Origin of the sequence: Longibacter salinarum, assembly GCF_002554795.1 — a bacterium.
Lineage (GTDB): Bacteria > Bacteroidota > Rhodothermia > Rhodothermales > Salinibacteraceae > Longibacter > Longibacter salinarum.
Map to the genome: position 1 here is coordinate 323,187 of NZ_PDEQ01000005.1, position 13,594 is coordinate 336,780.

The 13,594-nt window shown below is 61.4% G+C and carries 12 protein-coding genes; all 12 read right to left on the reverse strand.

The genetic code is table 11. The features are described 5' to 3' along the window. Window positions 1-11: 11 nt before the first annotated feature. The 12 genes from dnaX to CRI94_RS11450 all read right to left on the reverse strand — a co-directional run bounded on the left by dnaX (window position 12) and on the right by CRI94_RS11450 (window position 13,428). Window positions 12-2,168: a DNA polymerase III subunit gamma/tau gene (gene dnaX, locus CRI94_RS11395; RefSeq protein ID WP_098075830.1), complete on the reverse strand. Its 2,157-nt coding sequence runs from the start codon at window positions 2,166-2,168 to the stop codon at window positions 12-14. 175 nt (window positions 2,169-2,343) lie between these two features. Further along, entirely contained in the window at window positions 2,344-2,649 is a 306-nt protein-coding gene (locus CRI94_RS11400) for a hypothetical protein (protein WP_098075831.1), read from the reverse strand. Between the two features lie 160 nt (window positions 2,650-2,809). Continuing rightward, window positions 2,810-3,535 (reverse strand): thymidine kinase, encoded by a 726-nt coding sequence (locus CRI94_RS11405; RefSeq protein ID WP_098075832.1) that lies wholly within the window; start codon window positions 3,533-3,535, stop codon window positions 2,810-2,812. A 524-nt stretch (window positions 3,536-4,059) separates the two neighbouring features. Further along, window positions 4,060-4,875, reverse strand: a complete 816-nt coding sequence (locus CRI94_RS11410) for a tetratricopeptide repeat protein (protein ID WP_098075984.1) — start codon at window positions 4,873-4,875, stop codon at window positions 4,060-4,062. 32 nt (window positions 4,876-4,907) lie between these two features. Next, window positions 4,908-6,785 (reverse strand): BatD family protein, encoded by a 1,878-nt coding sequence (locus CRI94_RS11415; protein ID WP_098075833.1) that lies wholly within the window; start codon window positions 6,783-6,785, stop codon window positions 4,908-4,910. A gap of 36 nt (window positions 6,786-6,821) precedes the next feature. Beyond that, window positions 6,822-7,535 (reverse strand): hypothetical protein, encoded by a 714-nt coding sequence (locus CRI94_RS11420; RefSeq protein WP_098075834.1) that lies wholly within the window; start codon window positions 7,533-7,535, stop codon window positions 6,822-6,824. Between the two features lie 7 nt (window positions 7,536-7,542). After that, window positions 7,543-8,184 (reverse strand): tetratricopeptide repeat protein, encoded by a 642-nt coding sequence (locus CRI94_RS11425; protein ID WP_098075835.1) that lies wholly within the window; start codon window positions 8,182-8,184, stop codon window positions 7,543-7,545. A gap of 49 nt (window positions 8,185-8,233) precedes the next feature. Next, window positions 8,234-9,253, reverse strand: coding sequence for a vWA domain-containing protein (locus tag CRI94_RS11430; RefSeq protein WP_098075836.1), 1,020 nt, complete (start codon window positions 9,251-9,253; stop codon window positions 8,234-8,236). A gap of 339 nt (window positions 9,254-9,592) precedes the next feature. After that, complete coding sequence (locus CRI94_RS11435; protein ID WP_098075837.1) at window positions 9,593-10,576, reverse strand: vWA domain-containing protein; 984 nt, start codon at window positions 10,574-10,576, stop codon at window positions 9,593-9,595. A gap of 125 nt (window positions 10,577-10,701) precedes the next feature. Next, window positions 10,702-11,445, reverse strand: coding sequence for an SIR2 family NAD-dependent protein deacylase (locus CRI94_RS11440; protein WP_098075838.1), 744 nt, complete (start codon window positions 11,443-11,445; stop codon window positions 10,702-10,704). A gap of 49 nt (window positions 11,446-11,494) precedes the next feature. After that, window positions 11,495-12,493 (reverse strand): DUF4381 family protein, encoded by a 999-nt coding sequence (locus CRI94_RS11445; RefSeq protein ID WP_143815380.1) that lies wholly within the window; start codon window positions 12,491-12,493, stop codon window positions 11,495-11,497. 59 nt (window positions 12,494-12,552) lie between these two features. Further along, complete coding sequence (locus tag CRI94_RS11450; RefSeq protein WP_098075840.1) at window positions 12,553-13,428, reverse strand: DUF58 domain-containing protein; 876 nt, start codon at window positions 13,426-13,428, stop codon at window positions 12,553-12,555. Between the last annotated feature and the right edge of the window lie 166 nt (window positions 13,429-13,594).

The window sequence follows — 13,594 nt, forward strand, 5'->3', positions numbered from 1 at the left end:
GGCGAAACGGTCTAGTACGCCGGCTCGGCACCGAACTCGTTAACCAACGTGTCGACGCTCGGATACCGCTCGCGAAGCTGCGTCAGCATCTCGTGTGGATCGAGCGGCATACTTTTGTCGGCCGTATCGGTCGTCTCGTCGCCTTCTTCCGGCTCCTGCACGACAAATCGAAGGGACTCGATGTCCACGTCCCACGACTCCAGCAGCGTATCGAGAAGGTAGCGGTGCTTATCTCGCAGCCGTTCGCGGGTCAGGTTGTCGGGGACGCCAATCTCTGCCACGCCGTTGTCGAACCCGACCGGTTGCGTGGGGCCGAGCTGCGTGCCGACACCGATGCGGTCCGCTTTCACCTTTTTGATAAAGGCGGGCCAGAGGTCACTCAATTCTTCCGTAACGCCGACTTCTTCAGCCGTCGGTTCGCTCGGACGCGCCTCGGGAAGCGTTGTATCATCGGTCGGAGCTGCGTCGCCGGACGTCGCCTGGGCCCGATTCTCTGATTCGCCCGAGGCGTCCCCGGACGACTGTTTCTTCTTCAGTGCAGGCGTACCGAAGAGATCCTGCGGATGAATTCCCGCCCCCCCGTCGCCATCGCTGGACCCGTCGCCCGAGTCTCCCGACGAAGGCATCCCGCCCGTCTGATCATCTTGATCGCTGTCGTCTTCCGTGCCGGACTCGTCGCTCTCGTCCTCGACCGGTGACGCGGCGGTCGCTTCGTCCGACTCCGTCTCGGCTTCCTCCTCCACTTCCGTCTCGGCCTCCGTGACGGGTGCGGCGACGGTCTGTGTTGCAGCGTCGTTTGAGGTCGAGGCTCCGGATGCGGGCGATTTTGTCGCGGATGTATCCGTCGGCGACGCCTCATCTTCAGCCTGCACAGGGTCCGCCTCCTCGTCGGCAGTTGACTCCGAGGCATCGGGCTCTGAGCCGTCGGAATCGGAACGGGACGCCGCCGACGCGGGACTCCCATTTCCGAGAGGCAAGTCATCCGGAATCTCACCTTCGTCCACCATGCGCTCCAGGCGGTCGATCTTGTTGAGCACCGCGTGTAGGTCGGTTGAGCGCGTGATCGACGCCATTTTGAGCAGCGCCATCTCCAGCCTCAGCCGCGGCTGCGACGTGTTCTTGACGTCCTCCTCGGCTTCGCCCGTGATCATGAGCAACCGAAGAAGATCGGACTCGGCAAACGCGTTGCTGTCTTTGACGTAGCGGCTTCGCGTCGACTCGGCGACGTCCTCCAGCGCATCGGCGCCCAGCGAATGAGCGACGAGCAGGTTGCGGACGTGCTCGGCGACCCCCGACAGAAATTCGTTCAGGTCGTAGCCGTTGCGCACCACGTGGTGCACGAGCTTTAGCACGCCGGCGGTCGACCGATCGGCAACATGGTCGGTAAGCTGGAAGAAGAGGTCCTGGTCGACGACGCCGAGAGCCTGCGTGAGCTCGCCGTACTCGATCGTCGTACCGCACAGTGAAATCGCCTGGTCGAAGGCCGACAGTGCGTCGCGAAGGGCTCCGTCTCCCTTTCGAGCCAGAAGCATCAGCGACTCCTCGTCTGCCTGGATGTCCTCCTCCTCGCAGATCGTTCGTAGGTGCTCCACCATGTTCGGCACCGGGATCCGGCGAAAGTCGAACCGCTGGCAGCGCGAGAGAATAGTCGGAAGAACCTTGTGAGGCTCCGTCGTCGCGAAAATGAACAGCGCGTGCGGCGGGGGCTCCTCGAGCGTCTTCAGCAGCGCGTTAAACGCCGCCGTCGAGAGCATGTGGACCTCGTCGAGGATGTAAACCTTCTTCGTCGAACCCTGCGGGGGAATCCGGACCGTCTCCCGGAGTTCACGGATGTCATCGACCTTGTTGTTGGAGGCCGCATCCATCTCAAAGACGTTCATGCTGCGCCCGTCCTCGAAGGACAGGCACGAATCGCATTCGCAGCACGGCTCCGAACCGTCCTCCCGCTCCTCCCGCGGCGTTTCGCAATTGATGGCCTTCGCTAGAATACGAGCCGACGTCGTCTTTCCCACACCCCGCGGCCCACTGAAAAGATAGGCGTGCGCCAGACGATCAAGGCGGAGCGCGTTCTTGAGAGTGTCGGTCACGTGTTCCTGCGCAACGACCTCCTTGAACAGCTTGGGTCGGTACTTACGGGCAGTGACGAGGTATCGCTGCGAGTCGGCCATGAACGACGGGGCTGCCGGATGAAGAACGGAACGTCGGCGGATACGAAACGCCGCCGACGAGGGGCGACGCTAAAGGGCATGTACAATCATATATAATATACCGGATGCCCCCTCGGGGATTCAACAGAAAAGCGTCTTCGCGTCTAGAAATTCGATGGATCCTGCGTCCCGCTAGCTACGCGCCACCGTCCTTCGGCTTTTCGGGCGATCGCTCCGGGTTGGGTGTCGGATTCGGCGTGGCCGGCTCTCTCCGCTTCGGATCGGGCGTTGCGGGTTCACGCCGCTTCGGACCCGGCGTGGACGGTTCACGGCTCGGCTCCGTGTTGGGTTCGCGGCTCGGATTCGGTACTTTCGGGGGCTGCTTCGGGCGCGTGGGCTCGCGTTTCGGCTTGCGCTTGGGCTTACGACGGCGCCCGGGACCAGGCGTTCGCTTCGGCCCCGGTGTGCGCGTTGGGGCCGGATTCTTCGGCAGATTTGTCATATCGATGCATTCCTTCTCCCGAGTCAGAGAATAGTGGACTCACCCGTACCGCCTCAATCGGTACGTGTTGAGGGTGGATTACATCTCCATCACATTTATTGCGACCCGATGGGTGACTCGCCCTCCTCCCAGATCGGAATGTCCACGGCGCCTCCCGACGCTACTCGTTCGAGGGCGATGAAGCGGGTTCTTCCATCGTTTCCTTCGCTTGGTTCGGATCGTCAGATGACGATGCAGCGGTCGAATCCCTCTTCACCACGTCCAGTGCATCGAGATTGAGCGCCTCGAGATGATCGCGATCAACCTCGACCGGATGAGGCTTGAAGCAGTTGCGACAGCGCGGCTCATAGGCGTCGGTCGCTCCGAGCAACACGCGGTCATCCCCGGCCACGATCCGCTGCGAATGGTTTGCCGGTCCGCCACACACGACGCAGATCGCGTGCAACTTGGTCACGTGCTCCGCTACGGCCATGAGCTGCGGGATCGGCTCAAAGGGTTGGCCCTTGTAATCCTGATCGAGGCCCGTCACGATTACGCGCCGTCCATCGGCCGCCAGCTGCTGGCAGACCTCGACCAGTTCTGGATCGAAAAACTGCGCCTCATCGATCCCGACGACGTCGACATCCTCGGCCAGCAGCAGGATCTGGGACGCAGTGTGCACGGGCGTCGTTGAGATGGCCGTTGCGTCGTGAGAAACGACCTCGTCCTCGGCGTAGCGGTTGTCGATGGCGGGCTTGAACGCCTCGGTGCTCTGCCGAGCGATGCGAGCGCGACGGAGCCGACGAATTAGCTCCTCGGTTTTTCCACTGAACATGGACCCGCAGATGACTTCGATCCAACCGGCGGCACGCGCGCGATCGACAATATGAGGCTCCGTGACGGACATAGGGGACGGCAGGGGGGAAGGCGGTACGACAAACTGGATTGGTAATCTAACGGTCACCCCGGGCAGTGTCGAGGCACCCACAGGAATTTTGCGTGCGGGAGACGACCAAAGGTTCAGGGTTCAGAGTTCAGGGTTCAGGGTTCAGAGTTCAGGGTTCAGAGTGCAAGGTTCAGGGTTTGGAAGGTGGTGCTGAAATGTATGGATGAGTGATGAGTCCGCCACGTTGGCTCGCAATCGCGGTGTTGCACGGAGGAGAGCTGCCGTGACCGACATTACCCGTATTCGGCCACCGGGAATGCTGACGAATCGACGAGCTAAAAAGCCTTCCGTCTCCTGGAGCCGTTATCAACTTGCACGACGTCGCTGCACTCGGCCCGCATTTTTGATTCTCGTAACACACCGTCGCACGGCCGTGCGACGGTGTTCGACGATTCTCCCGTCCTATTTCGCAGATCCGTGATCCTGAGGCACACCGGAAGGATTCTACTCTGAACCCTGAACGTTGAACCCTGAACTTTTCCGCTTCATATTTCCCCCAGAGCGGGCGACGGGATCCACCCGGTGCGACCGGTCGGATCCTCGACGCGGGTCCATCCTTCGCGCTCGGATCGGAGGAGCACGACCGTGCCTTCCACCAGAACCGTGTCCGGCTCCACTCCTTCAGCGACGGCGGTGCTGTCGGACTTCGCTCCTTTCGCCTCGGCGGCCGTCGGTGTGGCATGCATCGGCACCCGGTCCACCAGAACGACCGCCCGCTGGTCGAGCGACTGCAGATAGTCGGCACCGATGGCAAGACCTGCGGTCACGAGGCCGATCCCGGCGACGGCCGCAGCGCTTCGACGGTACCAGCGCCTCTGCAGTACGTCGTCTGTCTCCTCCTTTCGCCACAGCCATGCCACGGCGACCAACCCAAGCGCCCATAGTGCGAGACCGATCACCAGCATCAGCGGCGCCGGCCACCCGCGGACGACGCGCGAGATACCGCCACGGGCAATGTCCTGAGCCGATGCCTCCGACCGACTCCGTGCCATGTCCAGGTTGTGCGCGATCCGCGAATCCGCCGGACGCAGGCGACGCGCTTTTTCGTAGAATCGAATGGCTTTGCCGACGTCGCCGAGTCGAAAGTAGGCGTTGCCGAGGTTGTAAAAGAGGGACGCGCTCTCGTACCCAGCATTTGCGATCGTCTCATAGGACGATGCAGCCTGCGCATATCGCCCCTGTCGATACGCTTCCGTACCGTCGTGCCAGATCTCGTGGAGCGAATCCGGTACGGACACGGCATGCGCTCCCATCGGGAACGCTGTGAGCGCAGCAAGAAGCAGGAGAAGCAGACGAGCCATAAAAAGAGGGCAAGGGCCGAAGCAACCGATCACTACGGCGTTGTATCAGAAAGTCGTTCGTCGAAATGTCGAATGAGCGTGCGTGCCCGTCGGTGGGCGATCTGCATCGCATCGTGCTGCGGTCCCGATGGCGCGAAACGAGCCTGGTCGCATGCGTCAAGCAGCTCACGCAGCCCGTTGCGATGCTCCCGATCGGCTCCCGCGCGTTCGAGAAATCGGTCGAGCCGATCGCGCGAAAAACCCGCAACCGATACTCCGGTGCGATCACTGACGAAACCGAGGACGGCGCGCTCCAGAAGAGCATAAATATCGGCATCCTCGTCCTGGCGCATCCGTTTCCTGGCTTCTTCGAGCCGGGCATTGGCGGTCTCCAGAGCCGGTGGTGCGGATGGCGCCGTGGGACGTCGCACGACGATCAGGCCGGCTGCGATGAGCAGTGGAATCACGATTGCGGCATATGGCCACGCCCGTCGATGTAACGGCAGAGGGGCTTTTTCCTCAAGTTTGGGCGATGCCATCAGGCCTGCAATATCGCCGACGGGAAGACCAGCTCCGGTCGTGCCGAGTGCCGCAGGCGCAGCATCTCCGGTGACATCAAGGCGAATCGGATCCGTCTTCAGCACCTCGAATTGCTCCGCCTCCGGGTCGAAGTACGCAAACGACACCGGCGGCAGCGTGTAGCGTCCGTTTTCGCCCGGCACGAGAATGTACGTGAAGGTCTTTTTGCCGCGAATGCGCGTGCCGCCACGGTCTAGCCGAGTGTTGACCTTGGGGTCGTACATCTCGAACGCGGCCGGCACCTCCACCTCAGGCGGCTGGAGCGTTGCGATATTTCCACTCCCACGCACGGTCACATCAAGCCGGACGGATCCCCCGACGTGGGCCGAGTCCGAACGCACGTTTGCATCGAGGGAAAACTGTCCGACCGCTCCACTGAAAGCGGGCGGCGCTCCTGCCGGCAACGCGTTTACGTTCAACGAAATGGATGACGACGAGAGCTTGATCGGCTCGTACTGGCTTTGCGACCGGAACCGCGTTCGCGCATTCACGCGGTCGGCGGAGTATGCTTCCGTTTCGATCTGCAGGGGATCCACCTGAAGGGTGCCCGTTCGCGTGGGGAAGACCGCCACGCGTTTCAGCATGATCGTGCGATAGGTTTCGCCATTCACACGGTCGTTGTTCGGAATCGGGCGCGATGCCACGTCGAGCTCCTCGCGCCAGAAGCCGTTTGCGTCCCACGCGCTGGCCAGCCGGCTGTGCCGCAGCTGGACTCCCGGACGAAAGAAGAGGCGATATTCGACCGTGGCTTGCTCGTTCTGGTACACGCGGTCGGTGCTCGATGTCACGCGAATAAAAAGGTCATCCGGCTTCAGGGACGAAATCGCTGAGGGATCCACACTCGGGTCGGATCGTGAGGGGCGCTGGGCCCCCATCGAGGCGGCAGGAGCCTGGCTCTGGGGTACGATGCGGACGCGAATCTCACTCGTGGTGAATGCCTCCCCGTTGATCACGACATCGGTTTCTCGAAGCCGCGCAATCCCAACACGCATGGGCTGGTATCGCCACTCGAAGCTAATCGACCGCCCCATTTTGCCGCTCTTGAACGACAAATCTCGCGTCGCGACGGGCGTGGGATCTTTGAGCACCAGGTTCGTCGTCGGGGGCGGCTCCGGCGTCTCAACGGCCGAGGGAGAGACCCCACTCACCGTAATTTTGTAGGTGATGACGTCCTCAGCGCCGACCTCCGTTCGATCCGTGGATGCCTGGACTTGCACGTCGGACTGCGCCGTCGCGGTGCCGATCGAAGCCACGGCAAACACCATGACCCACACCAACGCCACCGCGTGCCCGGAGACGACGGGACGGCGGCGGTGCGTCTGGTTACGTGCGTTGACAATCGGTGCGACCATGCTATGTGGTGCTTCGCGATACGGTTATTCTGGAGGCTACCAATCCTTTTCTACCCGACGAGGGCGCGCCTCCCGTTTCTGGACTTCGCGTAGAAGCTGTTTCTCCTGTCCTTCCAACGCCTGCAAGATACGCTCCGCCTGCGCGCGGCTCAAGCGACCAGCCTGATCACCGTCGACATCTCCCCCGTTACCATCGCGGTTAGCCGCTGCGTCCTGATTCTCCGATCCGCCTTCACCTCGCTGGCGGGCCTGCTCGTTCTCCGAGGACGATTCACCCTCCGACTCGTTTTGTCCCTGAGGCCCATTCTGACCGTCGGGCGGAGCTCCAGAACGATCGCCAGACGATTCGGACGGAGCGTCGGATCTCCCACCCTCCGACTGCCCCTGGCTGGACCCCTCCTGCTCGTTCTCGCCCGATTGCGACGATTCTTCGTCCTTTGGGCCCTTGTTGTTCGGCCGGGGTTGCGCACCCATTTGCTCCCGAATTTTGTTGCGGAGAGCACGAAGCTTGGGGTGATTCGGCGCCACGCTCAATCCCTCCTCGATCGCCTGCAGGGCCGGTTGCTTCTGCTCCGCTACGTAGTACTGCGCCGCCTCATGAAAATATGGGTCCCCCGCCCTGCGTTCGGCCTCGGTCTGCGCACCGACACGTTGTGCATCCGCCGAACTTACGACAAGCATCGCGCTCATGACCAGCAGGACAGCGATCGCGACGAAACAGTATCCCAATGTGTGAGAGAAACGGATCATCAATCAGCTAGGGCATCTCGTCAATGGTTGACACGTCGCGGAGGCGCTGAATGAAGTCTCTATAAGCGCGGACGGTCGAGTCACGCTGCAAGCCGTTCTCCATCACCATAATCGCTCGCTGGTACTTCTGCTCGGCCACCAGTGCTTCGGCCTGTCGCTTGATACGCTGGGCGAATGACGACGGGTCAACGTCCGGCGGCGGTGCCCCTCCCTGCGGACGGCGCTCCTGAAGTCTGCGTTGAATGATCTCGTAGTTGTGCCGAGCCTCTTCAAAGGACGGATCGACAAGAAGCGTCCGGCGGAAAAAGTCCATCGCCGTTTCCAGTGAACCGTTCCGTGCTGCGGCGTTCCCGGCATTGTACAGCGACCGTGCCCGTTCCGCGTCCGTTTCCGCTGCCTCGTACGATCGCGTAAAGGCGGTCTGTGCATCGGCAAACTCCTTCTGCTGGTACAGCGTCGCGCCCAGATTGTGCTGCAGGGCCGCGTATACTGCACCGCTCGAGTCGGCAAGCGATGTTAGCGCCGACCGATACGCCGATTCTGCGGCCTCGTAGTTTCCCTGTTCATACAGGAGATTCCCACGTCGGCCGTCCTCCTCCGCATCCGCGCCGAGGACGCCAATCAGCAAAATGATCCAGAGAGCGCGCATGATGGAGAGGCTCCGTGCTCGAGACGGATGCTATGGTCGAAAATGTGGTTTACGTCACCGTGCGGCGACGTTCCACCACGGCGAGCTCGGCGATCAAAAGAATCAACGCCAGCCCGAGAGGCCATTGAAAGTACTCTTCGTGCTCCTCAAACTGCTCGACACCGAACGAGGACTTTTCCAAACGATTAAGAGCGCTCGTCAGATCCGCCAATGCACTCGATGTTCGAGCGATACGAAAATACGCTCCAGTTTCCGCAAGGGCCGTCAGTGCCGACTCGTCGAGGCGCGACCGCACGATCTCGCCATCGGGTCCGCGCTTGACACCCATCCGCTGGCCGTTCTGTATCTCGGGCACCGGCGCACCGTCACGTTCTCCGACGCCGGCCGTGAAGACCGTCCACCCGTTGTCCTCGGCCATCGCTTGTAGATCGTCCACGTCGCCCTCATGGTTCTCCCCGTCCGACACGACGAGAAGAGCCCGGGAGCGCGGCGCCTGCCCCGTCGTATCGGTTCGTGTACGAGCGAACGCCTGCTGAGCGGAATAGAAGGCAGCCCGGAAGTTGGTACCGGGCGTCGGGATCAGCGGCGGCTCCGCGACGTCAAGAAATAGGCGAACGGCGTCGTAGTCGGTCGTCAATGGGCACTGCACGAAGCCGTCTCCGGCGAAGAGAACGAGCCCGACGCGGTCGCCGCTCAGTTCGTCAACGAGCGACTTGATTTCGTTCTTCGCCCGCTCCAACCGATTCGGAGCCACGTCCTCTGCCAGCATCGACTGTGACACGTCGAGCGCCACGACGAGATCGACGCCTTTCCGCTCGACCTCCTGTACACGCGTCCCCATCCTCGGCCCGGCCAGCGAAAATCCGAGAAGCGTCACGACCACAACCAGGAGGACCGCACGCACGAACCGACGGCCGGACATTACGGATTCTGCGAGTCGCTGCACCATGGCGATCGACCCGAACCGCTTTGCCGTCTTCTGACGACGCCACGCAGCCCACCCGATCAGAGCCGCCACGACGAGGCCACCCGTCAGGAACCACAAATATGTCGGATGAAGCCAGAGCATCGGCGTTCAGGGTTCAGAGTTCAGGGTTCAGAGTTCAGGGTTCAGAGTTCAGAGTTCAAGGTTCAGAGTTCAGGGTTCAGAGTTCAGGGTTCAGGGCTGGCTACCGGACCGTTTGATGTCGATACGGAATGTCTCTGTGCAACATCGATAAACGACCTCATCGGTCTCATGCGTCTCAACAATGAGGCATTATCGTCGAAAAAATGACGGACTCTTATACTCTCATACTCCCATACCCACACACTCTCATACCCACACACTCCCACGCATTTTGGAGTAGCCGCGCCGGGGAATGCTGAAACGACACACGCTCTAATGAACGTGTCTGGGAGGTAAGGTTCAGGGGAAGCGGCGGAGGGCGGTGGACTGGAGGAGCGTGCCAAGGAGAAGTAGACCGAATGCAGGAATCAGGAACGTTGGATATCGCTCCTCGACGTCGGTGTAGATGCGTTCGTCGATCTCGCTTTTCTCCAGCTCGCCAATCTCGTCGTAAATATCGCGAAGCGCTCGCTTGCTCGTGGCCCGGAAGTAGCGTCCACCGGTATTCTGCGCGACAGTGCGTAGCATGTCTTCGTCGATCTCCACGGGCAGCATCTGACGTTGCTGTCCCACAAACGGCTGGTCGATGATGAAGGGCGCCGTTCCCTTCGACCCCACTCCAATCGCATAGACACGTACGTCCATCGCCTGCGCAACTTCAGACGCCGTAATCGGGTCGATTTCGCCGCGATTGTTCTGTCCGTCGGTCAGGAGGATGACGACCTTGCTCTCCGCCTCCGTCCTTTTCAGTCGATTAACGGCCATCGCGAGGGCGGTACCGATCGCCGTACCATCCTGAATCACCCCGACGCGCACCTCGTCCAGCATTTCCTGCAGAAAATCGTAATCGAGTGTCAGGGGCGCCTGCGTGTACGCTTTAGCAGCGAACACGACCAGACCGACACGATCCGAAACGCGGCCGTCGATGAACTCGCTGGCGACGTCACGGGCCGCTTCGAAGCGGTTCGGGCGAAAGTCCTCCGCTCGCATTGACGTCGAGGTGTCCAGCACGAGCATGATGTCGATGCCCTCAGCGTTGCGCGTGCGAACGACGTCCCGCTCTTGTGGCCGGGCCAGCGCCACAATCCCGATGGCCAGCGCCGCCAGCTTGAGAAGATCGGGCACTACACGCAACCGAACCCGCCAGGACGGCGAAGCCGTGCGGGCCGGACCGACGTCACTAAACCGGAGGCCCGCCTCGTTCCGCGACCGCCACCACCGCCACGCGCCAAGGAGCGGCACGAGCAGAAGAAACCACAATATGTCGGGATGCGCGAAGATCATCGATTGCGACGGTCAGTCACTCGAAACGTCTGTTTTTCATTTCTAAGATACAACGGCGATCTCCGATCTATTCGTCTTCAGCAAATCATCCGCCTCAAACTGGGTGCACGAAAACGGCAAGATTCTCAGCCTTCTGCAAGAGCTGAAAGAAGGGCCGGTAGCACCTCCCCGGCCGGCCCCGCGAGATACTCATCCACGTCACCGGAAATCGGCGTCCGATCCGGATTGACTTCCACAACGTACGCGCCGGACTCCTTCGCGAGCATCGGTAGCCGTGCGGCGGGATACACAACGGTGCTCGTACCCACACTCAGAAAGACATCGCAGTCTGTCGTCGCCTGACTGGCCCGGTCCATCGCGTCGGGCGGCAGCATTTCGCCAAACCAGACCACATCCGGGCGAACGAGCCCACCGCACTCAGGGCACGTAGCTGGTTCTCCCTGTTCGATCGCCTCATCCACACGCTCAGGCGCAACGTCGGTCTCGCAGTCCATGCAATAGTTGTGTGTGATGTTACCGTGGAGCTCGATCACATCGGCGCTTCCTGCCCGGTTGTGCAGATCATCCACGTTTTGCGTGATCGTGGTCACGGTGGCGACGTGCTGCTCCAGATCGACCAGCGCCCGGTGGCCGGCGTTCGGCTCCGCTCCTTCCACAATCTGACGACGGTGCCGATACCATCCCTGGACGAGTTCGGGGTTATCGAGAAAGGCATCGACATTCGCGAGCTCCTGAGGTTCAAACTTTTCCCAGATGCCGCCGGGATCACGGAACGTGGGAATGCCGCTCTCCGCCGAAATGCCTGCCCCCGTGAGAACGGCAACATGGGCAGCATTCCGAAGACGCTTGATCAGCGTATCACTGTGCATAGACGAATGTACGGTTCGGTAGAAAAAGACGGTCCTGCATGTCTGCTGCTTACCCCGCGTTAACGGAACGCCCTGCCGGTGGAGGGGATGCGGATGCCTTCTCAACGTGGTGCGACTCGACGATATCGACGACGTTGTGCGCTTCCTGTAGCGCGGTCTCGCTGTCGTCGACCGAGGCGCGCGCATTGGAGAACTTGACCAGGTCAGCAAGCTCCAGAACCGCACGTACGCGGCTCGTCACCACCGGAGGCACGTCCGTGCGCTGCTCCAGGATTTCTACCACCTCTCGCGTGGTTCGCTCCATCGTTTGCATTCCAAGTCGCGCAGCCAGATAGCGCCGGAGACTTTCGGACAGGCGAACGTAGAACCGTTTCGCGTTGCCGGGCTCCGTCACGTCGAGCCTGTCGAGTTCCCGCAGATCCTCCGTGATCCGCTCGTACGGAGACGTTTCTGGCTCAACCTCTTCCACCACCGGCTCTTCCTCCGTGTCGTCATTTCGCGACCACCAGAGATACGCCAGCACACCGACCAGGCTTATCACAGCGACCGCGAGCAGCACCCAGGGCCACCGCGGTTCGGGAAAACTCGCAAGGGGCGTCAGCCCGCGAAGCTGGTTTTCATCGGACGGGACCGTCGCGTACACGGGAATCGACACGGGCGGCGTCGCCCCCACGAGGGTATCGCCACCAGACGTGATGACGCGAACGGGCAACGTCGGCACGCGCGCGGAGTCGAGAGCGAAGGTTGTGACGGTGTAGCGTGCGCTGTCGACGCGCTGGCCCGGCGCATCCGCACCCAGGTATCGTTCCCCCGTTTGTCGCGGCTCCACCACCTGCACGTCGCCAAAGATCAGCGGCCCGGCATCCTGCTCGGGAAATTGCACGTCGACCGCGAACCCGTGCTCAGCCATGACGACGAGCGTGAAGCGCTGCCCGACAGCGACACTGTCGGCCGTCACGTACGCGTCGAGGCGAGCCGGGATCTGCTGTGCTTGCGCATCGACCCCGACGGTCAATGAAAACAACAGAAGCACTAAAAAAAGGCGCACGGAGGAAAACACAGAGGGTGGGGGGAGACAGAAAACGGGCGGACGTCCACGTTAGACCACTACGCACGCTGATTTCGGCGACGGAAAAACTCTACCAGCGGTTCAACGAAGTCTGGACCGGTGCCAATGCGAACATGGCCAACACCGGCGCGGCGAAACAGAGAAGCGGTGCGCTCGCGATGATCGTCTGCTGCGGCCTTGAACGCATGGCGCGCCCTTTCGCTGCTCGCATCCACGGTCACCGTCTCCCCCGTCTCAGCGTCCGTCAGATCAACCAGACCTACATCCGGCAGTTCCGTTTCTCTTGGATCGACGAGTTCGACAGCCACCGTGTCGTGGCGCCGTGCGACGGGCTGCAGCCGGGAGTCGTACCCGGTGTCGAGGAAGTCGCTGATTACAATGAGAATCGACCGGCGTCGAACGACGTGCGTCACGTAGCGCAGGGCCTCCCCGACGTCGGTATCTCGCGAATCCGGTTCGGCGGTGTACAGGTCGCGGATCAGGCGGAGCACGTGGCGACGCCCCTTTTTCGGGGGAATAAACCGCTCGACCTTATCGGTGAAAAGAAGAAGCCCCACTTTGTCATTGTTCTGAACCGCGCTGAATGCCATCACCGCGCAGACCTCCGCCGCAACGTCACGCTTAAGTTTACCCTGCGAGCCGAAATCGCCCGACCCGGAAATGTCCACCATCAGCATGACGGTTTGCTCCCGCTCCTCCTCATAGACCTTCACGTAGGCGTCGTCCATACGGGCCGACACGTTCCAGTCAATGTTGCGGATGTCATCGCCTACCTGGTAGGGGCGCACTTCCGCAAACTCAATCCCGCGTCCCTTAAAGGCAGAGTGGTACTCGCCGCCGAAGACGTTATTCACCACTCCTTTCGTCCGGATTTCCAACCGGCGAATTTTTTTAAATAGCTCTTGGGGTATCACGTCTCGGAGCGGATCTATGGATTCGAAAGGTTACGCGACGGCATGATCAGGCTGGGTCGCTTCGAACGCTGACACTGATGGTGGCGTCGTGCACGTCGAATCGTCCTGCGCCAACGCTCGCCGTTATGTCACGAGATGCGAAAGCGGAATGGTCCGGGCGCGACGA